Below are 23,242 nucleotides of genomic sequence, written 5' to 3'. Positions count from 1 at the left end.
GGGCTAAAAGTTTTAACTACCTAGATGCAGACGCAGATTTGCTGCATGTAAGATTTATCACAGGTAAGATTGTTACAGATGATAAAACTAAGGGAGAGTTTTGGAGAGTTTTGAAGCAAAACCAGGAGAAGCAATGCCTACAACAGTCGAGATATGCGCTGGAAGCTACGAAGACTGCTTAAACGCCCGGGATGCAGGTGCCGACCGCGTAGAACTCAACTCTGCCTTGTGGCTGGGAGGTCTTACACCCAGCTTGGGCACGCTACGTCTTGCGCGCTCAGCTCTTGATATTCCCATTATCACAATGCTGCGCCCACGCGGGGCAGGTTTTTGTTACTCTTCCCACGAAGTCGAGGTTATGCTCGCCGATGCTTCAGCACTCATAGATGCGGGAGCAGATGGGATTGCTTTTGGTTTTCTTAATCCCGATGCCACAATTAACGTTGATCAAACACGCATGATGATCGAACTTGCACATTCAGCAGCCAAAGAAGCCGTGTTTCATCGCGCTTTTGATGTGACGCCTGACCCCAAAGCCGCACTTGAAACGCTTGTTGATTGCGGAGTGGACCGTATTCTCACGAGTGGTCAGAAGTCAAGCGCACATGCGGGAGCAACGCTCATTGCTCAGCTGCAAAAACAAGCAGCAGGGCGTATTCAAATCCTCGCTGGCGCTGGCATCAATGCACAAAATGTCTGTGAGCTCATCAACAAAACTGGCGTTAGCCAAGTACATGCTTCCTGCCGAGACTACAAAAAAGACCCCACTACTACCTGTAATGGGGTTAGTTATGCCTACCTTGAGAATGACCTATCCTGCTCCTACGACTGCATAGGCAAGGAGCGCGCTCAAGCGCTCACTTATACCGTGCATCATGCTGAAGTCTAAGCGAGCTTGGAATACTCTTCGTCCGCCACAGACTCAAGACACTCATTACTTGAGTCTGTACTAGGGATTTCAAATGCCAGGCAGCCAGCCGCGATTAAGAACCGCACTGATCGGTGCTGGATTGTTCATCGGTAGGCACTGCTCGTCCGTGAGCACTGCGCATCTGGTACCGCTCGTCTATCGGACATCACTCAGTCACAGACGGTATCCACCCTCATTTGAAATCAGCATCTCTTTCAGTGTCTCTTTTATACAACACATGCCAGACAATACGCTACTCTTTTGCAGGTATGCATAATAAAGTTTGAAAGCATGCTGGACATTATTTTTTTCTTGTCAACGAGCATACATGTTCGCTGACAACTCTAAATTGCAATCCAAACTCAATAAGTGCATCAGCCAAATAGAAGCCAAAAATAAAACCAATTACATTAGACACAATGTCTATCACATCAAAGATGCCAAGTTTGAACACATACTGTAAAGATTCGCATACAAGCACGATAAGTATCGCAGCAATGATCGATTTGCCTGCAGAAACCGCCTTTGTACGAAAAATACATCCCAAAGGCACGAGGACAAAGATATTAAAGAAAAAAGTAGCGGGTTGCCAAAGCAAAATATCCCCTACCTCTGCAAAGTTAAAATTGACTCCTTGAACCCCTCTGCTCTTTAGCATGATGAGTCCAAATGCAAGGATAATATAAACTGCAGGAGCAGCCTTAACTAATACCGTAAGATACCGATTCATAGCGACTTGATAAGCAATACCAAATATACAGAGTGCAACAACTGCATGTATCGTGATCATAAAAGCAGGATTTCCCAAGAGGCTGAACGAATGCTCTCCTATGAGAAGAGAAAGAAAGTTATATCCAATTCCCCCAAAAAAACTAATGGAGAATCGAAATCCTACATACCCTGCTAACACAGCAAAAATAATACTAAGTAGTCTGCGCACGATATTCCCTCCTTCTCAATCCTAGTGAAATAATTTATCTTAATCTTAGATAGATTTTTACCTAAGCAAAGGGAGTGGTGTAGTAATGATAAACGCAGTGAAAGGACCATGTATTTATGATTGAAGTTTGTTTTAGCCAAAATGTGCGCACCCTCCTTTGCCTTGCAAAAAATTTTGGTGTTGAGCTTGGTGATATTGCTCTTTTCCCAGATGATTTGACCCTCGGAAGCTTGTCAAACATGAGTCCCCAACAACGGAGAAGCGAGCTAGAAAAGCTTTCAATACATCCTGCAGAGGATTTTGAGGAGCAGTATACGTCCTTTGTCAATACAGTATCGCACGCCTCAGAACTCAGAGTTTGGTATGCAAACATGCCTTACGAAATTCTGGCATGCATATATACCTGCTTTATATCTATAGAAAATGCAGCTATATGCAGCATAGATGTAAATGCCTCCGAGCTTATGGACGAAAATGGAGTAATCAATCCATCAGGCATATGCGGAAACATTCATTCATCGCCAATTGATGCCGTACAGTTCAGACAAGTGTGGTTAGATCTTGTTCGTGATAATGCCTTATTGAGAACAGTCGATGGGTGGCAACCAACAAGCCACAGTTTTGATTTTTTCGATGATTTGATTCAGGATGCACGCGCAAGCTGTGGTTCCAACAATTTAGAGAACATCGGCATGACGGCCTTTGACCTGTGTGCACAGAGTCCGTACGGCTTCATGAATCCTGAATTCTTTATGGGACGAGCCAAACTACTTTGCATATAGGCAAAAAGTGTGTCTGGTTAGATGTCTTATATAGGGTTGAAATGCTCCAATCACAAATGGTTCAAGTTTCGAACTTGGCAATTGCAAAAGGGCTGGTCAGATTTTTCTGGATCTCGAAAGATGAACCATCTTCTCAAAGCTGGGCATGCAATAGGTTCAAGAAGCACCCTTTTGGCTGCACTTTACCCACAGGCGGTTCGAGAAGCACCTTTTTTCCCACATCGGGTTCAATATGCGCTCTTGCGAAAATTTTTATCTGGGGTTTCTCGAGCCATTTGGTACGCTTTTGAACCGCCTGTGAGAAATGCAATACAACGGGTTCATGATGCATCCATTTATTTGTATTTTGCTCACATCGGATTCAAGATGCACCCTCAGCAAAAAAGCAAACAGTGCTTTTACGGCAATAGAGCGACGGCATTGAACCGCCTGCAGGAAGCCAGAGACAGTATCGCACCCAATATGGATGCCCTGAGATTCGAGGCGCAACTGCGACCGTCTGCAGAAAAAATGCCTTGTGAACTGCCTGTGAAAGACTACTTGTACTTGAAAATAAAACATACCTAGACACATAACATCTAGGTATGTTTTTATTCCACCGCTTAACTTTGTGACCCTAAATCTTTTTTGGGCGCGCGTTTCTTGGCGGGCAAGCGTCCTGCACGCTTAAGAGCATCACGAATAATCCACTCTACCTGGGCATTAGAGCTACGCATTTCATCGTCTGCCCATAGCTGCACCGCTTCCCAGAGTTCAGGATCTATACGCAGGGGATACTGCTTTCTCGCCATAGCAAATCAACCCTACTGATAGAGACTGCCCGTATTCACCACAGGCTGAGCTTCAGATTCACCACAAAGAACCACCATCAAGTTTGAAGCCATGACAGCTTTACGGTCATCATCGAACTCGACAATACCCCCATCAGAGAGTTGAGACAGTGCCATGTCAACCATGCTGACGGCACCCTCAACAATCTTTTTGCGTGCAGCAATAACAGCATCAGCCTGCTGACGACGAAGCATTGCCTGCGCAATTTCAGGTGCATATGCCAAATGAGTAAGACGAGCGTCATCCACACTTACACCAGCAACACTTAATTTGCGGTCAAGCTCTGCTTTGAGCGTGGCAGACACTTCTTCAATATTGGACCGCAAGGTTATAGCGTTATTATTGTCGTCCTCGTCTTCCATATGATCATAGGCATAGATACTTGCCACATGACGCAGGGCAGTTTCGGTTTGCATCGACACATAACTCTCGTAGTTGTCAACGTCAAAGGCGGCCTTTGCCGTATCGGCTACATGCCATACAACAACTGTTGCAATCTCGATGGGATTGCCCATCTTGTCGTTAACCTTGATACGCTCACCGTCATGAGTGCGGGCACGTAGAGAAATAGTCGCTAATGTGGACTTACTCGCATCAAAAGACACGCCTTCCTCGCCTACTTTGAGGCTTGAAGAAGACTCCCCTAAAACACCGCCCAAACTCTTAGAGAAAAACGGATTTGCCCAGCGCAAGCCTTCATCGCGTACGGTGCCTTTGTATTGACCAAAAAGTACGCAAATGCGTGCTTGGCCTGGCTGTAGGGAAAAGAAACCACAAGCAACGGTGATGGCAGCTATAAGAATTACCACACTCAGAATGAGACCGAACACTGCTAAAACTGGCACTGGAAGTGCACTATCTGCTGCTTGAATCAGGCTTATGAGACTCAGCACAAAACAGGCAATGGAGCCGACAAACATCAGCAAATCCACTGCAAGCATGCCCCAACCAGAAGCGACATGTAATACTTTTTCCTTGCTCATAATGACATCCCTTTCGAAAGACGCCAGAAAATGGCTGGAGCAATTCATAGCCCAGCTGTACTGCTGCGCATGCGGAGCCAATTGCGCATGCGGTGAACTCATTGTGATATCACTTTGATTTCTTGTCAATGGTTTTCGTTGGGTGAGCTATGCTTCCTCATGTTTTGCTTACACTCTTCTCTTATGCTGCTCTAATTCCATAAAAGTAGTCGGATTTTCCCCCACATCGGCAAGCAGAACCATGCAAGTAGCAATACTCGAATGGATGCACTCTGCTGCAGCTAGCTCACAGGCATAAGGAATCTTAGCTCCTAGATTTTATGCGTTCGCATAAAATCTCCTACGTTCTACAATATTGATGCGTTCGCATAAATATTCAACGTGAAGGTTATAATACATGTGAACGCATAAGAAAGGTTTATCATGCTTCTATCTTCTATTTCGAGTGCAGATGATTTTGGTGCTCTTATCCGCAAACGACGTAAAGAGCTTGGTTATACCCAGCTTGAACTCGCCGAGGGAGTAGGTGTAGGTGTTACCTTTATTTCAAAACTTGAAAATGGAAAAGGTAGCTCTGAGTTTGATCGCGTATTGCGCGTCGCTCGCATACTTGGTATTGACCTCTTTGCCCAGGTAAGGGACTAGTAATGGCACACGATAATAAAATGCTTGGGGTTCTACTCATTGACGGCGAGCACGTAACTCTCGCAGGAACAATCGATCCGCAGATAAAGCATTTTTGTTATGAAAAGGCTTATCTAGAGAGCATGAAGGGAACTGCACTTTCGCTTTCTCTTCCTCTAACGAACAGACCCTATGAGGAGCCTGAATTTAAACCATATTTTGAAGGTCTCCTTCCAGAAGGTGAGGCACGGCACGCTCTTGCTGCACAGCTAGGAGCACGGGAAGAAGATTATCTAACACTTTTGTGCGGCATACTTGACTGCATCGGTGACATTGCAGTTGTTGAACTTCCTGAAGGAGAGAAAAATTGGGAAGATTTGCTTTCTTTAGCTCATTACGAGCCGATTTCACTTTCTGATATCTCCTGCTCGCTCACATCAAGTGAGAGGGTTGCTCAGGCCAGTCTTGCCTCCCGCCTCTCTCTAACTGGCACACAGCACAAGCTTGGACTTGCACGCATGTTTGACGACAAAAAAACTTTGACGTGGCTTCGGCCTCTAGATGGAGCAGCCTCTACACATATACTCAAAGCTGGTCAAATTACTCGCATACCTGAGTTGGAAATGCTTGCTTTATCTGCAGCAAGATCCTGCGGTATCAAAGTGGCGTCTGCTGAGTTAATCGAACTACAACCAGGTAATATTGCAATTTGTGTTGAACGCTTTGATCGTCAAATTTCAAAGGATGCCAACAAAAAACTTACCGTGCTACGCCGCCATCAAGAAGACTTCTCTCAAGCGCTTAGGCTATCTTCAGGCTCAAAGTATGCCGAGCTTGAGCCAAGCAGTGCCAAAGTAATAGCCGAATTACTCAAGCAGCATTCTGCACGTCCACTCGACGATATAAGGATGTTCGCTCACATTGCGCTCTTCAACTATCTCATTGGTAACTGTGATAATCATCTCAAGAATTTTTCGCTCATCCATGAGGGGAAATGGGTGAGACTTTCCCCTGCATACGATTTAGTGCCCACTGCAATTTTTCCTCGTTTCAGTAGGGAAATGAGTATGAACATCGGGACTCATAGGAATATTGATGAGATCAACTCTCGTGACTTTTCCCTGTTTGCAAATGAGCTTTCTATCAGCCCTAACTTATTGCGCAAGCTTGCAAAAAAAATGATACATACGCTCCCATCTGCGATAATGGTAGAAGCCTACAAACAAGAAGCTCTCGGATTTGAAACGCTTTCCTATGATGCAGAGGATTTGGTAGACGATCTGCAGACGCGACTCCATGTCCTTGAGAGTTTCGTCGAAGGATAGAAAAAGGCGCTGAAACCAAAGGTGCCAGCGCCTTTACAGTATTTAGATACAACAAGGTACAGACCAATGCAGGTAAGCAGAACTTACTCAGCAACCTTCTTGCCCATGGCATCAGTAGCAACAATAGCTGCGTAGAGTTCATCGGGGGTAACATCACCAGCGAGGTTGTGAATGGTCTCACCAGGAACGCAAGCAGCCTCAGCAATTTGCTTAATCTGCTCATCGGTGGTAATACCCAGCTCAGCCAAGGTGGTAGGCAGACCAACCTCAAGGCAGTAACCCTGGACATTCTCGAACTCTTCCTGCGTAGCACCCTCGAGCACCAGCTGCACTAGCGTACCAAATGCAACGCAAGAACCATGTGCTGCACTGTGACCACCCAGCGAGGTCAAGCCATTGTAGAAGGAGTGAGCTGCGGCGCAGTTTACGTTGTCAGCACCAACGCCGGATAGGTAGACACAAGCCTCAACAACATTCTCAAACGCAGGAGTCACAACATGGTTCTCGCAAGCAGTGATTGCCTGGGTGCTGTAATCGCGCAGGGTCTCATAGCAGAGCTTGGCAATAGCAAGACCAGCGCGAGTAATGCCGGTACCCTCAAGGCTTGTGGACTCAGTGCGGATGGAAGCAAGACCCTCAAAGTAGGTTCCCAGGGCATCTCCCATGCCTGCGATGAGGAACTTCACAGGAGCGTTAGCAATAACTTGTGTATCAACCATAACTGCTGCGGGATTCTCGGGATAGAAGAGATACTTGTCAAAGCTGCCGTCGTCGTTGTAGATGACAGACAGGCCAGTGCAAGGTGCGTCGGTAGCAGCTACGGTCGGAATGATAACGACCTTCTTGCCTGAGTAGTACGCGGTAGCCTTTGCAGTATCAACGGCAGAACCTCCGCCAATGGCAACAACAGCATCGATGTTGTCTTCCTCGACGATTTTCTGCATCTTTGCAATCTCGCCCTTGCTAGAGATGCCACCAAAAATCTCGTAGCGACGATATGCATCCTTGTCGCCAAAGCTCTCTTCAATCTGATCGTGGCAAGCTTTATAACCACTATTTGAGCACACAAAGAGCCAACGCTGGCCCATGTAGCCCATCTCTTCCTCAAACTTCAAAAGAGCACCTTTGCCCTGAACATACTTCAAGGGCTCACGCATAGCACGCAAAAGCTTCATGGCAGTTCCTCTCCTAGCCAAAACTTATGATGTCGTTACTTTCCTATAAAACGACCTTATTCACTTTAGAGCAAATCTGACTATCTATTACCCTCATTTTGAAATTAATTAGAACTATTTATTCATCGCAGGTCATAGCGACATAACACTAAAACTCACATTACTTATGTGGTTGTTTACTCGATAAGGCGTTCATTTTATGCATATCTTCAGGCTGTTTTTTCGATATAAAGTATCTTCTCTATTAATATCAAAAGATTAATGAAAATAGAGTCTATTCAGACCACTAATTAATACGTTAAACTCCAAGCGAATTGGTGTGCTTAAAAGTATGGCTCGGCACACAGGGATGGTAGGTCTGTTGCAACGAAAGGGAGGAACCATGAAGGGTTATGCAATGCTCAGGATTGGCGAGTCTGGCTGGATTGAGAAGGATACGCCTGCCTGCGGTCCGCTCGATGCTATTGTCAAGCCGCTTGCTGTCGCCATCTGCACTTCAGACGTTCACACGCTCTGGGAAGGCGCCATCGGTGACCGTCACAACATGATTTTGGGCCATGAAGCTTCTGGCGAGGTCGTTGAAGTTGGCTCTGAGGTCAAGGACTTTAAGCCTGGCGACCGCGTACTTATCCCCGCTATTACTCCTGACTGGAACTCTCTTGAAGCACAGGCAGGCTACTCCATGCATTCTGGTGGCATGCTAGCTGGATGGAAGTTCTCCAACTTCAAAGATGGTGTCTTCTCAGAGTACTTCCATGTCAACGATGCAGACGGCAATCTAGCTCATATGCCCGAGAGCATCGACCCCGCTGATGCCTGCATCCTCTCGGATATGGTACCCACTGGCTTCCATGCAGTTGAGCTCGCTGACGTCCAGTTTGGTGATACCGTTCTTGTTATTGGCATTGGTCCTGTTGGCCTGATGAGCGTTGCTGGTGCTGCCCTACGTGGTGCTTCTCGTATCATCGCCGTTGGTACGCGTCCCGTCTGCGTGGAAGCAGCTAAGAGTTATGGCGCGACTGACTTTATCTCCTACAAGAATGGCCCCATTGACGAACAGGTCATGGAGCTTACGGGTGGTAAAGGCGTCGACCGCGTTTGCGTTGCTGGCGGTACTGTTGAGACCTTTGAGCCCGCTATCAAGGTTCTCAAGCCTGGCGGAAAGATTGGTAACGTCAACTACCTCGGTTCTGGCGACTACATCAACATCCCACGCGTCGAATGGGGTGTTGGCATGGGTCACAAGGATATCCGCGGTGGTTTGATGCCTGGCGGCCGTCTGCGCATGGAGAAGCTTGCAAGTCTCGTTGAGTCTGGTCGCCTTGATCTGCATCCCGAGGTTACCCATCTCTTCCATGGTTGGGAACACCTCGAGGAGGCCCTGTTCCTCATGAGGGATAAGCCAGCAGATCTCATCAAGCCCGTTGTCGTTATCGACTAAATTTGTAGTGCCTGTATGACTGAGGCCGTCGCCCTGCGCGGCGGCCTTTTTGGTTTTCTTCTGCTGGCACAGTGGATCAAGCAAGGAGTACGCTGTGAAGATTCTCGTAGTATCTGGTTGTCTTGGCGCAGGTAAAACTACCTTTATCCAGGAATTATTGCGCCGAAGTGGCAAGGACGCCGTTATCTACGAGAATGAGTATGGCGAAGCAGATATTGATGCACGACGCCTACGGTCTGACTCTGATTTGCAAGTATGGGAGTCAGTTGAAAACTGTATTTGTTGCTCGGGTAAGCAGGACTTTGCAAGCTCGGTACTTACTATTTCAAATACCTTAGATCCTGAATATCTTATTGTGGAGCCCACTGGAGTTGCTCGCTTGGGCAACGTTCTGGACAATCTATCACAGGTAGAGTGGGAACGAATTTCGCAGCTAGCACCCGTTGTGGTAGTAGATGCGCTTTCATGGGTCCAACAAAGACAACATGCACAGCAGATATTTGATGATCAAATCATGCATGCTGCAACGGTAATCGTATCCAAGCTGGGAGCAACATTCGACACAGATGCAATTCGTAAGTTGGTAGAACAACTCAACCCTCAAGCTGAATTTGTTGCACTTCCCTATAAAAATATTCCTGATGAATGGTGGTCTAGTCTGCTTCTCCGTGGACGCACAGGCACACTAGAAACGTCAGATGCATATAATGCAGTAAATCCTGAATTTGAAACTATGGCTCTCGAGCACGTAGAACTACCCAGTCCCGCCCATCTTATCTGGTTGCTTGACGCCCTCTCAGCTGGTGTATTTGGCAAGTTAGCTCGAGCAAAAGGTACTGTTAATTGCGGAAACCAAAAACTGCGCTTTGATTTGGTCGAACGGAGCTGGGCTATTACTGGCATCGAAGATAATCAAGAAGAAACACGTTGTGTCTTTATCGGAGAAGAACTTTTACGCTCGGGCTTGCGCGAAACCTTTGTACCTGCTCTATGGCGAGAACATGCTGAGCTGCGACATGAACATCATCATGAGCACAAAGATTAAGATACTCATACAGAGCTAACCATACATACCACCAGCAATAAATGCCAAAACCCCAGCCACTATAAGCAGTGGCCGGGGCGTTGTGTGGGGGGCTTCGTTAAGCGGTACGAGCAAAACGCAGCTTAGTGCTTCTTGCGGGTAAGAGTACCAGCAGCAATAGCACCAGCGCCAAGCAGAGTAGTCAAGCCAGCGGCTGCTGCACCTGCATCACCAGTCTGGGGCAAACCCTTCTTTTTGATAACCTTCTTAGTCTTCTTAGCCTTTTTGGTGTCAGATTTCTTGGTATCAGATTTCTTGGCTTGGGGCTTCTTAGCTTGAGGCTTCTTTACCTCAGGCTTTTTAGCTTGGGGCTTTTTTGTCTCTGGCTTCTTGGTTTCAGGTTTCTTTGCCTCAGGCTTCTTCTCTTCGGGCTTCTTCTGATCCTTTGGATCGGTCTCAGGCTTCTTATTGTCCTCGGGATCCTTCTGCTCGTCGTTCTTGGGATCGGTCTCAGGCTTTGTTTCATCCTCAGGATCTTTTTGATCTTCTGGCTTGGTATCAGCCTCGGGATTCTGCTCTTCAGGTTGGGTCTCGGGTTTATTGTCCTCGGGCTTTTTGTTATCCTCGGGTTCGCCCTCAGGCTTCTTCTCATCATCTGCTTTGAGAAGCTTGTTCAGCTTGCCTGCAAGATCTTTAAGCGTCGAATCGTGACCATCAAGCTTGGGCTTATCGGCACTCTTTAAGAACGTATTGATACTCTTCGCAAGCTCCTCAATGGTCTTATCTTTGCCAGAGAGGTTAGGCTCATCAGTCTTGGTCTTCTCAATGAAGTCTTTGATCTTCCCCTCAAGAGAATCAAGTGTGGCATTGGTATCAGTAATGGGTTTGTCATCTTTGGTGCCAAGTGCCTTATTGATACTCTTGACAAGATCCTCAAGAGACTTCTCGCTACCAGAGGTGTTTGGCTTCTTAGGATCCTGCGTAACGCCATCCTTCTGAAGCTTCTCAACCTGCTTTTCCACGTCTTTAACAACAGCGGGAGTATCGGAATTATCCGTTGCGGAATCAGCCGCATAAGCAGGAGTAACACCCGCCATGGTCAACTGACCTGCGAGCAAAAGACCTGCCATTGTGACACTACATACACGTCCATAATTCTTCATAAACGCCTCCGCTCTTTTTTAAACAACATGTTTCTACTTAGAACACGATCTTACAATTAGAAATTAACACAGCTTGTATTGATATAAATTATTTTTTAGCTTGTGTTTATATATTTAGGAAAATTTAAAAATTGTAAAGAATCTTACAGTCAATGTATTATTTTATTCATTAATTGTATAATTCTATGAATTTATTCTTCCTCAATTGCATAGCCAACAAGACTGAGCTAAGTCCTATTAACAGAACTCAGCTCAGTTCGTCGAGAGCTACGACTTGAGATTCTTTACAATACCCAAGCCTCACTTTGGTTTTGCAGCTGAACCATATGAGCAAATTTTCCGTTATGCGCAAGCAAATCTGCAGGACTACCTTGCTCAACCACATGGCCCTCGTCAAGTACCACAATCTTGTCAGCATTAGAAATAGTGCGCATACGATGAGCAATAACAAGGGTAGTCTTGCCTTCCAATAACTTAGACAAGGCCTTTTGCACCTTGGTCTCGTTTTCCACATCAAGCGACGCCGTTGCCTCATCAAGCAGAATAATTGGCGCTCGTTTAAGCATCGCGCGTGCAATAGAAATACGCTGGCGTTCGCCCCCTGACAGGCGACTGCCATTTTCACCAATTAAGGTCTGATAGCCATCAGGCATACGCTCAACAAATTCATCACAGTTGGCTGCTGCGGCCGCTGCAAGCACTTCTTCATCACTCGCATCGCGACGACCAATACGTATATTTTCCATCACACTGTCATCAAAGAGCATAACGTCCTGGAAAACAATCGATATATGCCCATAGAGCGTTTCGGGATCAACCTCTGTTACGTCAATACCACCAATACACACGGCACCCGCATTTGCATCCCAAAGGCGAGCCACCAAGCGCGCACAGGTAGACTTGCCCGAACCCGAAGGACCTACCAAAGCGGTAACTTCACCCTCACGTGCTACAAAACTCACATCTTCAAGCACTTTTTCGGTACCTGTACCATAATCAAACCCAACCTTCTCAAAGCTAATGTTGTGATTTGCAGGCTGAAAATTCTCACCGCCTGTTGCAAGCGGTTCATCAAAAAAGCGATTGAGACGAGCAGAGGAAAACTTGCTCATAATGAGCTCGAAAATAAGTGCAAATGACTGGTCAAATGGTGCATAAATACGAGATATCACCAACAAAAACATAAAAAGTGTCAGGAAGTCAATCGCGCCTATGCTAATGAGATATGCACCAACCAAAATCGTCGTTGCAATACCAAGGCGCAAAATCACGGCAGCACTATTGATAAAAAGCCCACCAACAAACTCTGCCTTCTGCATTGTTGATTCCGCACGATCAATCTTTGAGTTCAGCTGCGAAAGATAACTATCAATTTGGTTAGTCGCATGAATCTCACGAGCATTATCGAGCATCTCTTGCATACCATCGGAAACCTCAAGCGACTTCATGCGCGCTTGATCCTGCAAAGACTTCCACCAAGATTGTGAGCCAAAAAGTAATACGAATGCCAGGGGCACCGACCAAAGAGCCGCCAAGGTCAGGCGCCAATCAAAGACAAAGAGACCTATCGCGATAATGGCTGTCGAGATAATCGACCCGTATAGATAACTCAATACATGAGACCACACGTGTTCTAGCTTATCTACATCAGACATCATCGTCTCGGTAAGATCGGCAAGGTCGTGACTACCAAAGAAAGACAAAGGTAGTTTACGCAGGCGCTCGGCCAGCGAGATGCGGATATGCGATACTTCGTCATAAACCGTACCGTAGGTATTGATGTACTGCTGCACATGAGTAACAAAAGAAAGCAGTAAAAAGACAAGGCAGCCCAAAATATAAGGAAGCAGAGCAGGCATGCTCGCATCTTGCGTAGCTGCTGCCATGAGGTCGCGCATTGCTAAATAAAACAGAGACATTCCTGCCATAACTACAAGATTTACGACAACAGTCCAGCAGATACCCTTCTGGATATTTTTTGCTCCTTGGGCAGAGAGGCCATGCCGTTTTTGCAAATTGAACATCTTTTATGCCTCCTTTCCAGTGGAGTAAATCTTCCAATCAATGGATTGTTGATAATCTGCCCACATACGTGCATAACGCCCATTTGCAGCAAGCAAATCATCGTGACTGCCGCTTTCAACAAGTTTGCCACCATCAAGTACCACAATCTGATCAGCATTGCGTACGGTAGTAAGACGGTGTGCTACCATCAAAACCGTACGATCCTTAGCAAGACGTGCGAGAGCCTTTTGGATAAGTGCTTCGTTTTCTGGATCTGCAAAAGCGGTTGCCTCATCAAGCACCACAATGGGTGAGTTTTTGAGGATTGCACGCGCAAGTGCTATGCGTTGGGCTTCACCACCAGAGAGATAGGTACCACCAGGACCAATAAGTTCATCAACGCCATTTGGCATTTTGAGCAAGATGTCATCACACTGAGCTGCACGCAAAGCGTCAAGCGCTTCTTCACGACTAGCCTCAGGACGGGCAGCTCGAACATTCTCAAGAATACTGTCTTTAAATAGGCGATCATTTTGGAAGACAAAAGCAACTTGGTTCATCAATTCGCTTTGGGCAATATTGCGTACATCCACACCGCCAACCAGCACTCTTCCTGCGGATACGTCCCAAAAGCGTGGGACAAGCGATGCGGCGGTTGTCTTGCCTCCACCCGAAGGACCTACCAAGGCAACAGTTGATCCCGCAGGTATGGCAAAACTCAAATCATTCAGCGCATCAACTTCGGTGTTCTCATAACGAAAGCTCACATGCTCAAAACTAATGGAGGAATCTGATGGATGCTCGGTCACCACTGCATCACGTAACACAGGAGCCTCGAGTACAGCTGAAATGCGTTCCATTGCATTATTTGCCTGCAAGGTAAAATTCGCTGCAAACATAAGGCGTTGGAGAGCAGTCGAGACTACTGCAGAGAAAATAGCATAAAAGGCAAAGTCGGCCAAAAAGTGCGGCAGATTTTTTGCCCCTGGAGCCAAAATCAAAACGACTGGTACAAGCAGCGCTACTATGCCATCAACAAAAGTGAGATTGAGTGCTTGGGGCACACGGCAAAGATTGATTGCATAACGCTGAGCAATATCGCTATATGCTTCGATAGCCTCATGGAAGGCTTTGAAACTATAGATGGTCTGCTGAAAAACTTTGATAACAGGAATGCCTCGAACATATTCCGTAGCCGCCTTATTCATACGGTCAAGGGCTGCTTGATATTCATTCATATAGTTCATGCCCTCGCCCGCCATCATCATGCCAACGCAGGCAATAGAAATCACAGCGTCCAACAAACATGCCAATCCCATGCGCCAATCAAAGACAAAAAGTAAGATAAGCATGCCAATAAACAATGCAGCGGTACCACCTACATCAGGAAGTTGATGCGCCAAAAATGCTTCAGTCAATCCCACTGAGCCGTCAATGATACGGCGAATTTCTCCTGATGCATGAGTGTCAAAGTAACCCAAAGGCAGCTGCATCAATCGCTTTGCGCTAGCTTTACGTAGGTTAGAGGCGGTACGAAACGCTGCCACATGTGTGCACATTAATGCAATAAAGTACAACAAAATACCGCCAATTGCTGCAGCACAGGCTATCCAACCATAATGAGCTAACTGAGTTGCCTCAGCCCAGTTGGGAGCAACTGCAATAAGGTCACGCGCAACAAGCCAAATGCAGATATATGGGACAAATCCCAATACCATAGCTAATACAGAGCAAAGCACACCTAGATAGGTAAGAAAACGATACTTACCTGCATATTTGAACATAAGAGCAATGCTTTTGTTTTGCTGCTGAGCTGCAGCTTTTCTTGCTGCCTTTTCAGCCATAGCCACCTCTCTTCCTCGGACTTACCATAGAGAACAATAGTTATATATGGCTAACTATAATCTCACTAAAGTAATCTGTCACTAACTTATAAAACTTAAATATGAAATAAGAACGCTGAATTTCTAAAACGAATTGAAGAGGAAGGTTTTATCCCAGCGGTGCAGGTAAAACACTTACGTTTCGCCCTAACAAACAAAGCAAAAAAGAGCTTGAATCTAAAATCTCTCAGTATCAAAATGGGCTGCAACAACAGAGCCTGCCGTGTTATAGATACGAGAGGTTTTAAGCCCATGATACGCATCATCACCGACTCTACGTCTTCGATCCCCAAAGCTTTAAGGGAAAAGCTAGATATTTGCTTACTTAACCTAATGGTCAACCATGGTGGTACTAGCTACAGCGAAGGCGAAATGGATCTCGATGCCTTTTATTCTGAAATATACGAGATGATTGACGATATACCCACCTCAAGCCAACCTTCTGCGCTCGCTGTAGAAACTGCACTTGAGCAGGCTGCCATAGAGGGAAAAGAGGTCTTGGGTATCTTCATTAGCAATAAAATGTCCGGAGTTTTGGAAAGCGTGATAAGAGCTGCACGGGAGATATCTGAAAGACATCCATCATTTAACTATGCGCTCATCGATAGTATGACTAACTGCATGGAATTGGGTTGGCCTGTTATTTCTGCATGTGCCTGTAGAGATGCAGGTGGCAGCCTGGTGGATTGTGTCAAAGCCGCAAAAAGAAGTATTTTGTCAACAAGATTTTTGTTTGTACCAGAATCCCTGAGGTTTTTAGAAAAAGGCGGACGTATCGGAAGGGCTTCGGCACTTCTAGGTAACGTGCTTCGTATCTCCCCCATCCTCACTGTACAAGACGGTATCGCAACAACCTATGCGAAGGTGCGAACTCAAAAGAAAGCTCTACAAAAGATTGTTGACACCTTCAAGCACGATATCCATGAAAAGGGATTGGCAAACGTCGCCGTCCATTACATCGGCGCCAAAGACATTGCACAGACATGGGCAACGGAGTGTATCGAGCCTATCATCGGAAAAGAGGTCATGGTAACGCCAGCAAGTCCTGTAATTGGCGTGCACGTAGGTCCTGCAGTGGGATTAGCCTACGAATGCCAAGAGTCTCTTGCTACCAAACTTGCTTCAACTATGCCAGAGATTATTACTGCCTAACATTTTACCTCCGATTTCGTTTTGCTCCATAAGCTAAGTCACTTCTTATGTAAAAAGGGTCAGTCGAGATGGCTGGCCCTTTTGATACACATTTGCTTGCGATATCTCCGCACTAAAAACTATAATGCATGTCTGCCTTCAGCAATAACTGTAAGCATCAATCCGCGCGAGCAGGCATAGGTCACCAATAAATAACCGCCGTATACCACCACGAATATCACGAGTACCAAGGTGGAACTTGAAGCTAAATTCACAAAGCCAAAAGATTCAATCAACTTGAGTACAACTTTGAGTGCACATAGTGAGTGAGCCAAAGCCACTAGCAAAGGCAAAATAAATGACACACCAATCTGAGTAGCAAGCGAGCGACGTAGGAGCCTATCTGGACAACCAAGCTCTGCCAAAGTGCGATAGCGGGGAGCGGAGTCAGCAGAAGATGAAAGCTGTTGAATTGCAAGGATAGTAGCGCAGCTTACTACTAGTACAAATCCGATATATACTGCCAAATAACTAATTAGGCCAGATAGTGTATTTCCATTTTGCGCCGCTTCGGTTGCCGTGAGACTCATTACCTGAACTACATGATTTGCCTTGCCCTTATCAGCTTGGAACTGCTCTAGGGTTCCAATCGCCTTTTTAACTGAAACATTTGCCTGCTTTGTTGGCTGGGTATAAGCAAGATTCAACACAGTCTCATAAGGCGTCCCTGCCTCTATTACATCATCGGGAAGAATGAGCGTGCCGGGATTTATTGCAATTGGAGAATTCTCGATAGCAGCCGAAGGATCACTTATCAAGCCAAGCTTGGATGCATGAAGCTTGCGTCCTCCTACCTCAAGGTCATAACCCTTCCTCAGCATCTCTTTGTAAAACTGCTCAATACCGCTGAGGGTACAGCTAATTGCATACTCATCATCTGCGAGTTGAATCTTTGGCATACCCAAAATCTCACGAGTCGAATTGTAATCACTCAGGCTCATTGCAAACATACCCAGCGTATTGGCATTGGCATACTTAAATGCATCGGGTAACTCAATCCCAAGCTTATCCCCAATATCAGAAAGATGAACTGAGGTGTGCTCACTTACTATTTTGTCAGTGCGGTACAGCGTTGACAAACTAGTAGCACCTACAGATGCAAGATCTGCTCCTTCACCTGCAGCAATCTGCTGGATATCTAGTACCTTTGTCGCATCGGGAGTATATATCACTTTAATTGAGGCGCTAAACGGTGAAGAAATACGTGCCATCTCATTGAGCGCTGAACATATACTCATACCACCTGTCACTGAAGTAATTGCCAAAAACAGCACCAGAGAAACCACCGCCATTGACATGCAGGCCGAATTAATCTGAGAGTCTACCTGTCGCATCGTAAAGGCATTAAGATCGCGCCAATAACGCTTTGACCTACGAAGCAATGAGGTAACCACCGTAGCGAGACCAAAGAATACCAAAACCGTACCCACGATGACCATCACGGTAGTCACAATAAACTGCAAGGGATTTGCTCCAGAATTAAAACCAGGAAATCCCCAAGTCAACAGACGATAATAGGCAACTCCCACCAATCCACAGCCAAGCATAAAGAGCACAGCCGAAATCGGCACACTTTTGACAACCATATGCTCTTGTTGATGACGCGCAGCTATCAGCTCGACAAGCTTGAGCTTTCGCAGGCTATAAAGATTAAGCAGCGCCATCATCACAAAAATCAACGCAAAGCTGACCAAGGTGATAAGCAACGCATTGGTAGAAAAGAAGAAGTGAAAATGGGTCACTTTAGTACGAAAGAGCGCTGCAGTCATAAATAGCAAAAGTTGGGAGAGCAACATCCCCACCAAGATGCCTACCACAAAAGAAATCAAAGCGACCATTAACGTTTCGAAGGTAATAATAAAAGACACCTGAGAGCGTCTCATACCTAAAACCTGATATAAACCTAGTTCCTGCTTGCGCCGACGCATAAGAAAATTATTGGCATAGACCATAAGAAAACCCATGATGATGGCAATAAACACCGTCAAGCCCGTAATGAAGGTCTCCATATTGCGCACGCCTTCGGCAGCACTTTTGTCAAGAAAATCCGCTTGAACCGCAATGCTGTTAAAGGCATAAAACACCGCTACGCCCAGTACCAAAGTCACAAAGTAGATTGAATAGTCGCGTGCAGAACGCCTGATATTGCCAAAAGCAAGCTTAGCGAGCATCAGCACCACCGCCAATCGTTGCAACCACCTCAACGATGCGTTCATAAAAATCGCGACGGGATGCCTCTCCACGCCTCAGCTCGGTAAACAAGCGCCCATCACGAATAAATATGACGCGGCGACAATAACTTGCAGCAAAGGCATCGTGGGTCACCATCAGCACAGTTGCGTTGTGGACACGATTTAAATTTTCTAGACGCTCAAGCAAGACACGACTATTTTTAGAATCGAGGGCACCGGTGGGTTCATCTGCCAGAATAAGATCAGGGTTGGTAACGATGGCACGGGCCGCAGCTACGTGCTGGCGTTGGCCTCCCGACATCTGAGATGGACGCTTATCCAAGACCTCTGTAATGCCCAAAGTAGAGGCAACAGATTCCACACGAGACGCAATTTCTGCAGCAGGCACTCTATCAATAGAAAGCGGCAATGCAACATTTTCGTATGCAGTCAAAGCATCCAGAAGATTGGAATCCTGGAAAATAAAGCCTAAATGCTTACGACGAAAATCTGCAAGCTTGCGCTGAGACAAACGAGAACTATCTTGACCTCCCACTAAAATAGTGCCCGAATCAGGCATATCGATAGTAGCAATGCAATTTAGCAAGGTAGACTTACCCGACCCAGAAGGACCCATAATGGCCACAAGCTCACCTTTTTGTACAGCAAAACTTACACCTGCAAGCGCACGAGTAATAGCGTCCTTGTTTCCGTAGGTCTTCTCAACATTGTTTACCTGCAAAATTGCGGAGGCACTACTGCTCATAGCAACATTATTTATTGTGAGACCAGCAACATCCCTTGAGTTAGAAAAGTGCTTGCCCGCATCTACCTCTTGTTTGTGTGCAATCATCAGCTTCCCTTTCTGCTGCCAACACTGGCAGTCGCCTCTCTGTTTGCAACAAACATAATGTCGTGACTCATCAGTAACTGCCATCGAAGGAGGTGACCTCTGCCTTACATCTTTGTAAGTTGAAAATGCTACGTACGGGTGCAGGCATCTCTATAAACGCTCATCTAAACCTTGACGAGGGAAGCCAATAATAATTTTTGTCCAAGCCCCCTGCAGACTTTCCGCACGCAAAGAAAGGCCCATTTTGTGACAGAGGGTATAAGCAAGATACAGTCCTAAGCCAGTCGAACGTGAATGCTGGCGACCATTATCTCCTGTAAAGCCGCGCTCAAAAATACGTGGAAGATCAGCCTGAGAAATACCGCATCCATTATCCTCAACGCATAGTTCTACTCTCTCATTTGCCTTACCTTTATCCAGCATCTGGGCAGAAAAAGAAAGTTTCGGAACTCGAGGATACCCTTGTGTATCTGCGCAATACTTCACCGCATTATCAATAAGCTGCCCCAAAATAAAAATCATCCACTTGGAATCACAAGGTACTACTGGCGCAGGATCTCCTAAACCTTGAAAATCCAGATGTATCTTGCAAGTGATAAGGTTTCGCGCACGAGATTTAACCGCTGCATGCACCAAATCATCAAGCGCACACTGTCGAATAAGGTAGTCGTTCTCAACCGATGAACTCCGCGCAAAGAAAAGCGCTTGTTCAACATATTCTTCCACACGACTAAGCTCTTGTGCATAGGGACGCAGGCGCGAGTCATGTAAGTTTTCAAGCATAAGCCGCTGGGCCGCCAAAGGCGTTTTAATTTCATGCACCCAAGTCTCAATATATTCACGATATGCAGCAGTTTGAGCTTGTTGCTCGCCCATCTTGTTCCGCGCTACACGGACAAGCCTGTTGATAGCCTGCCAGGCAATCTCACCTTCAGCGAAATTCGGACAGCCAAGCTGTGTAGCATTGACAAAAGGATCAACATCCTCTGCAGAAAGACGTATCAACGCATCTACAAAGCTTTTCTCACGTGCATAATTACTCAAACCCGACAGCAAGCAAAAGAAAAATACGCAAAGAGAAATGAGCAAGGCTGGGTCATGCTCAAGACCCATCTGCTGTAATAACAAAAAAGGCAACGCCGATGCAGCAAGTGAGGCAATTGTACTTGCGAGGTGGGCACGCAGATAATCAAGAGGACTCATGCAGAATATCCTCGCCCGCGATGAGTAGTGATGTAATCTTTTACCCCAATTCGCCCTAAAGTTTGTCGCAGGCGATTCATATTGACCGTGAGAGTATTGTCATCGACAAAGCTATCGGAGTCCCACAGTGCTTCCATGAGTTCTTCGCGCGATATAACCGCACCTTCACCACGCATCAACAATTCAAGAATGCGCAATTCATTTTTGGTAAGTTCAACGCTTTTGCCTTCATGGCTTGCGGTAGAACGCAGCACATCCAGTGTGAGGTTTTTCCAGCTTATGCTACGTCCTACTTCCATAGCAGACTGAGTACGGCGAAGTATCGCGTCAATATGGGCAAGCAAAACCTGCCCATTGTAGGGCTTGGCAATAAAGTCATCTGCGCCCAAAGAAAGGCTCATGAGTTCATCGAGTTCACTTGCACGACTGGTAAGAACCACAATGGGGATGTCAGAACGCTGACGCAATTCGCGCGCTACATACTGACCATCAGTACCTGGCAGGCCAAGATCAAGCAGGACTAGATGCGGATTAGACCTAATGGCTTCTGTTGCAAGCTGACTGAATGACGAAGGCACAATGACTTCATGACCTGCGTTTTGCAAAAGGATTGTAAGTTGGATACGAACTGCTTCGTCATCCTCTATAACAAAAATGCGCGCCATATTAAAGGAACATCCCTACAACAAATGCAAAAACGCCACCAAGAGCGATGGTTGCAGGCAGCGTCAGTATCCATGCGCCAATAATGGAACGCGCGGTACCCCAACGAACCTTCTTAATACTACGAGCAGAACCTGCACCCATGATGGAGGTCGTAATAACCTGCGTTGTTGATACAGGGGCACCAAGCGCCGTCATGATTTGGATGGCAATAGCTGAAGAAGTCTCGGACACAAAACCCATCACAGGCTCAAGCTTGGTCACGCCTTGGCCAACCGTCTTCATAACACGCTGACCACCTACAGCGGTACCCACCGCCATTGTCGCTGCACAGAAAATCTTGACCCAAAGCTGCACATCAGAACCCGCAGGCTGCAGGCCGCTGGCAATCAGTGCAAGGGTGATAATACCCATCGTTTTTTGGGCGTCGTTGCAACCATGCGAATATGCCATAAACGCCGACGAGCAAATCTGCGCCTTATGAAACAGACCGTTTGCCTTGGCATGAGGCCACTCCGCAAAAAGCTCAAACACCAGATGCATCACTGAAAAACCAATGAGCATACCTATGAGCGGGGAAGTAAAAAGAGGGATAACAACCTTGCCAAGAACGTTTCCCCACTCAACGGTTCTAAGTGAACCCGAAAACACTATCGTGGCACCAATCAAACTACCAATGAGTGCATGAGAAGAACTTGATGGAATACCACGCCACCAAGTAAACAAGTCCCAAACAATAGCGCCAATCAACGCTGCAAGGATCGCATAAAGATGCAGGTCTGTGCTCACTAGGCCATGCGCGACCGTCAACGCAACCGAATCATTTGTAAGAGCGCCGATAAAATTCATTGCAGCCGACATGCCAATAGCCAGAGTAGGTGTAAGAGCTCGGGTATAGACCGTCGTTGCAATAGCATTTGCTGTATCGTGAAAGCCGTTGATGAGTTCAAAAGTTGTCGCAGCAATCAGGACAGCTATGAGGAGTGGACTAAACATAGGCTATGCGTTCTTTATAACTACGCCATCAACTACATAGGCGCATTCCTCGCAGGCATCAATAGCTGCTTCCATGGTGTCATAGAGTTTATTCCACTTAATAACATCAACAGTATCAATACCACCGTCATAGAGATGTCCAAGGGCAATGTGATAGGTGTCGTCACCGTCATCCTCAAGAAGCTTAATCTTTTCGGTTTGCTCACGAACCACTTTGTCTTTTTTGAAATTAGGTAAATGCTCAAACAAAATTTTGAGCTCGTGGGTGCAGTTCACTGTAATGTCTGCCAAATCCCGAGCGCTAGGGCGTACTTCATCAACATGAAAAATTGTTAGACGCTGAACAACCCCGTACATGGAGTCAACAATATCGTCCATTTTGTGCGCCAATGCTGCGATATCCTCACGATCAAAAGGCGTGATAAAGGACTGCGCGAGCTCAACCATAATGGCACGTACACATGCGTCGCAAGTATGCTCCATATCGCGAAACTCCTGCACACGCACACTTTCGGGCGAGAAATTGTAAATGATGTCTTTATACAGGTCTGCGGCAGCAACAACGTTGGTACCAAAATCATCAATCAGACGATAAAAAATGTCTTCGTGATGCTTCACTCGGCTCATACAGCCTCCATTACACGCGGTTAGCGAGCTTGAATATGGTATCAGGTCAAGCGTACATTCGGTAAGCGGAAATGCTTTTACCCGCAAGAATTCTCATTTTCGATATTTTTTTAAAAATACGCGGCTCAATATGAAAATGCTCAAATGGGAGTGCTATATGAAAACCTCACATTGAGGTACTGGGATATGAGGGGGCGCCGAAAACCGCGAATATGCGTGCGCAATACTGTATTGCGCCCCTCTAGGTATCCCTCAGACAGCCAAAATAACTTACCGTTTGACCCCTCTTCGCTCTAAGAAATGCTGATTTTTACGAATGTCTTCTCTCATGCAGAGGGGACAAACATATCACTTGACAACGATCGGTATGTAGCCACCACATGAGTCTGATAGTTCACTAGGAAAAGGCCGGATGACAATCTGTTAAGAGCTGTCATCCGGCCTGATAAGTTG

At 46.2% G+C, this 23,242-nt stretch carries 21 protein-coding genes; 8 read left to right on the top strand and 13 right to left on the bottom strand.

The window, feature by feature from the left end; translation table 11 throughout:
- The first annotated feature begins 133 nt into the window (after positions 1–133).
- A complete protein-coding gene (locus ACO5JD_RS04320; protein WP_484987893.1) occupies positions 134–889 on the top strand; it encodes a copper homeostasis protein CutC in 756 nt (251 codons plus the stop codon).
- 322 nt (positions 890–1,211) lie between these two features.
- Here the strand turns inward: ACO5JD_RS04320 and ACO5JD_RS04315 are convergent, their stop codons facing one another.
- The gene (locus ACO5JD_RS04315; RefSeq protein ID WP_484987891.1) at positions 1,212–1,850 is read right to left on the bottom strand and encodes a VanZ family protein; all 639 of its coding nucleotides are present in this window, start codon (positions 1,848–1,850) and stop codon (positions 1,212–1,214) included.
- Between the two features lie 116 nt (positions 1,851–1,966).
- Here ACO5JD_RS04315 and ACO5JD_RS04310 point away from each other — a divergent pair, with 116 nt between their 5' ends.
- Together ACO5JD_RS04310 and ACO5JD_RS04305 are read left to right on the top strand one after the other, a co-directional pair.
- Entirely contained in the window at positions 1,967–2,632 is a 666-nt protein-coding gene (locus tag ACO5JD_RS04310; RefSeq protein ID WP_484987889.1) for a DUF1835 domain-containing protein, read from the top strand.
- A gap of 21 nt (positions 2,633–2,653) precedes the next feature.
- Complete coding sequence (locus ACO5JD_RS04305; protein WP_484987887.1) at positions 2,654–3,199, top strand: hypothetical protein; 546 nt, start codon at positions 2,654–2,656, stop codon at positions 3,197–3,199.
- Positions 3,200–3,234: 35 nt separating this feature from the next.
- Here ACO5JD_RS04305 and ACO5JD_RS04300 read toward each other — a convergent pair whose 3' ends face one another.
- Complete coding sequence (locus ACO5JD_RS04300; RefSeq protein WP_484987885.1) at positions 3,235–3,423, bottom strand: type II toxin-antitoxin system antitoxin; 189 nt, start codon at positions 3,421–3,423, stop codon at positions 3,235–3,237.
- A gap of 12 nt (positions 3,424–3,435) precedes the next feature.
- Positions 3,436–4,446 carry an SPFH domain-containing protein gene (locus tag ACO5JD_RS04295; RefSeq protein WP_484987883.1) on the bottom strand — a complete coding sequence of 337 codons (1,011 nt, stop codon included), beginning with the start codon at positions 4,444–4,446 and terminating at the stop codon, positions 3,436–3,438.
- 423 nt (positions 4,447–4,869) lie between these two features.
- On the opposite strand from ACO5JD_RS04295, the gene ACO5JD_RS04290 reads away from it, so the two are divergent.
- Both ACO5JD_RS04290 and ACO5JD_RS04285 read left to right on the top strand, forming a co-directional pair.
- The gene (locus tag ACO5JD_RS04290; protein ID WP_484987881.1) at positions 4,870–5,091 is read left to right on the top strand and encodes a helix-turn-helix transcriptional regulator; all 222 of its coding nucleotides are present in this window, start codon (positions 4,870–4,872) and stop codon (positions 5,089–5,091) included.
- A 2-nt stretch (positions 5,092–5,093) separates the two neighbouring features.
- Positions 5,094–6,395, top strand: a complete 1,302-nt coding sequence (locus ACO5JD_RS04285) for a HipA domain-containing protein (protein ID WP_484987879.1) — start codon at positions 5,094–5,096, stop codon at positions 6,393–6,395.
- 83 nt (positions 6,396–6,478) lie between these two features.
- Here ACO5JD_RS04285 and ACO5JD_RS04280 read toward each other — a convergent pair whose 3' ends face one another.
- Positions 6,479–7,570, bottom strand: coding sequence for a glycerol dehydrogenase (locus tag ACO5JD_RS04280; protein WP_021626682.1), 1,092 nt, complete (start codon positions 7,568–7,570; stop codon positions 6,479–6,481).
- A 382-nt stretch (positions 7,571–7,952) separates the two neighbouring features.
- Between ACO5JD_RS04280 and ACO5JD_RS04275 the strand changes: the two genes are divergently transcribed.
- Together ACO5JD_RS04275 and ACO5JD_RS04270 are read left to right on the top strand one after the other, a co-directional pair.
- A complete protein-coding gene (locus tag ACO5JD_RS04275; RefSeq protein WP_484987877.1) occupies positions 7,953–9,011 on the top strand; it encodes an NAD(P)-dependent alcohol dehydrogenase in 1,059 nt (352 codons plus the stop codon).
- Between the two features lie 94 nt (positions 9,012–9,105).
- Positions 9,106–10,056 (top strand): GTP-binding protein, encoded by a 951-nt coding sequence (locus tag ACO5JD_RS04270; protein WP_484987875.1) that lies wholly within the window; start codon positions 9,106–9,108, stop codon positions 10,054–10,056.
- A 122-nt stretch (positions 10,057–10,178) separates the two neighbouring features.
- Here the strand turns inward: ACO5JD_RS04270 and ACO5JD_RS04265 are convergent, their stop codons facing one another.
- The 3 genes from ACO5JD_RS04265 to ACO5JD_RS04255 form a co-directional block, all read right to left on the bottom strand.
- Positions 10,179–11,198, bottom strand: a complete 1,020-nt coding sequence (locus ACO5JD_RS04265) for a hypothetical protein (RefSeq protein WP_484987873.1) — start codon at positions 11,196–11,198, stop codon at positions 10,179–10,181.
- Between the two features lie 284 nt (positions 11,199–11,482).
- Complete coding sequence (locus tag ACO5JD_RS04260) at positions 11,483–13,222, bottom strand: ABC transporter ATP-binding protein (protein WP_484987871.1); 1,740 nt, start codon at positions 13,220–13,222, stop codon at positions 11,483–11,485.
- A gap of 3 nt (positions 13,223–13,225) precedes the next feature.
- Positions 13,226–15,046, bottom strand: a complete 1,821-nt coding sequence (locus ACO5JD_RS04255; RefSeq protein WP_484987869.1) for an ABC transporter ATP-binding protein — start codon at positions 15,044–15,046, stop codon at positions 13,226–13,228.
- Between the two features lie 159 nt (positions 15,047–15,205).
- On the opposite strand from ACO5JD_RS04255, the gene ACO5JD_RS04250 reads away from it, so the two are divergent.
- Entirely contained in the window at positions 15,206–16,237 is a 1,032-nt protein-coding gene (locus tag ACO5JD_RS04250) for a DegV family protein (protein ID WP_484987867.1), read from the top strand.
- A gap of 119 nt (positions 16,238–16,356) precedes the next feature.
- Here ACO5JD_RS04250 and ACO5JD_RS04245 read toward each other — a convergent pair whose 3' ends face one another.
- The 6 genes from ACO5JD_RS04245 to ACO5JD_RS04220 form a co-directional block, all read right to left on the bottom strand.
- Positions 16,357–18,447, bottom strand: coding sequence for an ABC transporter permease (locus ACO5JD_RS04245; protein WP_484987865.1), 2,091 nt, complete (start codon positions 18,445–18,447; stop codon positions 16,357–16,359).
- The gene (locus tag ACO5JD_RS04240; RefSeq protein WP_484988074.1) at positions 18,437–19,213 is read right to left on the bottom strand and encodes an ABC transporter ATP-binding protein; all 777 of its coding nucleotides are present in this window, start codon (positions 19,211–19,213) and stop codon (positions 18,437–18,439) included. The genes ACO5JD_RS04245 and ACO5JD_RS04240 overlap by 11 nt, the downstream gene beginning before the upstream one ends.
- A gap of 237 nt (positions 19,214–19,450) precedes the next feature.
- Positions 19,451–20,503, bottom strand: coding sequence for a sensor histidine kinase (locus tag ACO5JD_RS04235; RefSeq protein WP_484987863.1), 1,053 nt, complete (start codon positions 20,501–20,503; stop codon positions 19,451–19,453).
- Positions 20,500–21,168: a response regulator transcription factor gene (locus ACO5JD_RS04230; protein WP_484987861.1), complete on the bottom strand. Its 669-nt coding sequence runs from the start codon at positions 21,166–21,168 to the stop codon at positions 20,500–20,502. The genes ACO5JD_RS04235 and ACO5JD_RS04230 overlap by 4 nt, the downstream gene beginning before the upstream one ends.
- A 1-nt stretch (position 21,169) precedes the next feature.
- Positions 21,170–22,162 (bottom strand): anion permease, encoded by a 993-nt coding sequence (locus tag ACO5JD_RS04225; RefSeq protein WP_484987859.1) that lies wholly within the window; start codon positions 22,160–22,162, stop codon positions 21,170–21,172.
- 3 nt (positions 22,163–22,165) lie between these two features.
- The gene (locus tag ACO5JD_RS04220) at positions 22,166–22,789 is read right to left on the bottom strand and encodes a DUF47 domain-containing protein (RefSeq protein WP_484987857.1); all 624 of its coding nucleotides are present in this window, start codon (positions 22,787–22,789) and stop codon (positions 22,166–22,168) included.
- Positions 22,790–23,242: the final 453 nt, after the last annotated feature.

Source organism: Olegusella sp. (assembly GCF_057238325.1).
The sequence above is the reverse complement of the archived record's forward strand: the minus strand, read 5'-3'. Positions and strand labels throughout refer to the sequence as shown.

Coding starts and splice junctions, on each gene's coding strand:
- ACO5JD_RS04240 (WP_484988074.1), bottom strand. CDS start 19,213: ATGAGCAGTAGTGCCTCCGCAATTTTGCAGGTAAACAATGTTGAGAAG.
- ACO5JD_RS04290 (WP_484987881.1), top strand. CDS start 4,870: ATGCTTCTATCTTCTATTTCGAGTGCAGATGATTTTGGTGCTCTTATC.
- ACO5JD_RS04320 (WP_484987893.1), top strand. CDS start 134: ATGCCTACAACAGTCGAGATATGCGCTGGAAGCTACGAAGACTGCTTA.
- ACO5JD_RS04235 (WP_484987863.1), bottom strand. CDS start 20,503: ATGAGTCCTCTTGATTATCTGCGTGCCCACCTCGCAAGTACAATTGCC.
- ACO5JD_RS04285 (WP_484987879.1), top strand. CDS start 5,094: ATGGCACACGATAATAAAATGCTTGGGGTTCTACTCATTGACGGCGAG.
- ACO5JD_RS04260 (WP_484987871.1), bottom strand. CDS start 13,222: ATGTTCAATTTGCAAAAACGGCATGGCCTCTCTGCCCAAGGAGCAAAA.
- ACO5JD_RS04220 (WP_484987857.1), bottom strand. CDS start 22,789: ATGAGCCGAGTGAAGCATCACGAAGACATTTTTTATCGTCTGATTGAT.
- ACO5JD_RS04295 (WP_484987883.1), bottom strand. CDS start 4,446: ATGAGCAAGGAAAAAGTATTACATGTCGCTTCTGGTTGGGGCATGCTT.
- ACO5JD_RS04275 (WP_484987877.1), top strand. CDS start 7,953: ATGAAGGGTTATGCAATGCTCAGGATTGGCGAGTCTGGCTGGATTGAG.
- ACO5JD_RS04305 (WP_484987887.1), top strand. CDS start 2,654: ATGTCTTATATAGGGTTGAAATGCTCCAATCACAAATGGTTCAAGTTT.
- ACO5JD_RS04245 (WP_484987865.1), bottom strand. CDS start 18,447: ATGCTCGCTAAGCTTGCTTTTGGCAATATCAGGCGTTCTGCACGCGAC.
- ACO5JD_RS04300 (WP_484987885.1), bottom strand. CDS start 3,423: ATGGCGAGAAAGCAGTATCCCCTGCGTATAGATCCTGAACTCTGGGAA.
- ACO5JD_RS04280 (WP_021626682.1), bottom strand. CDS start 7,570: ATGAAGCTTTTGCGTGCTATGCGTGAGCCCTTGAAGTATGTTCAGGGC.
- ACO5JD_RS04310 (WP_484987889.1), top strand. CDS start 1,967: ATGATTGAAGTTTGTTTTAGCCAAAATGTGCGCACCCTCCTTTGCCTT.
- ACO5JD_RS04255 (WP_484987869.1), bottom strand. CDS start 15,046: ATGGCTGAAAAGGCAGCAAGAAAAGCTGCAGCTCAGCAGCAAAACAAA.
- ACO5JD_RS04225 (WP_484987859.1), bottom strand. CDS start 22,162: ATGTTTAGTCCACTCCTCATAGCTGTCCTGATTGCTGCGACAACTTTT.
- ACO5JD_RS04265 (WP_484987873.1), bottom strand. CDS start 11,198: ATGAAGAATTATGGACGTGTATGTAGTGTCACAATGGCAGGTCTTTTG.
- ACO5JD_RS04230 (WP_484987861.1), bottom strand. CDS start 21,168: ATGGCGCGCATTTTTGTTATAGAGGATGACGAAGCAGTTCGTATCCAA.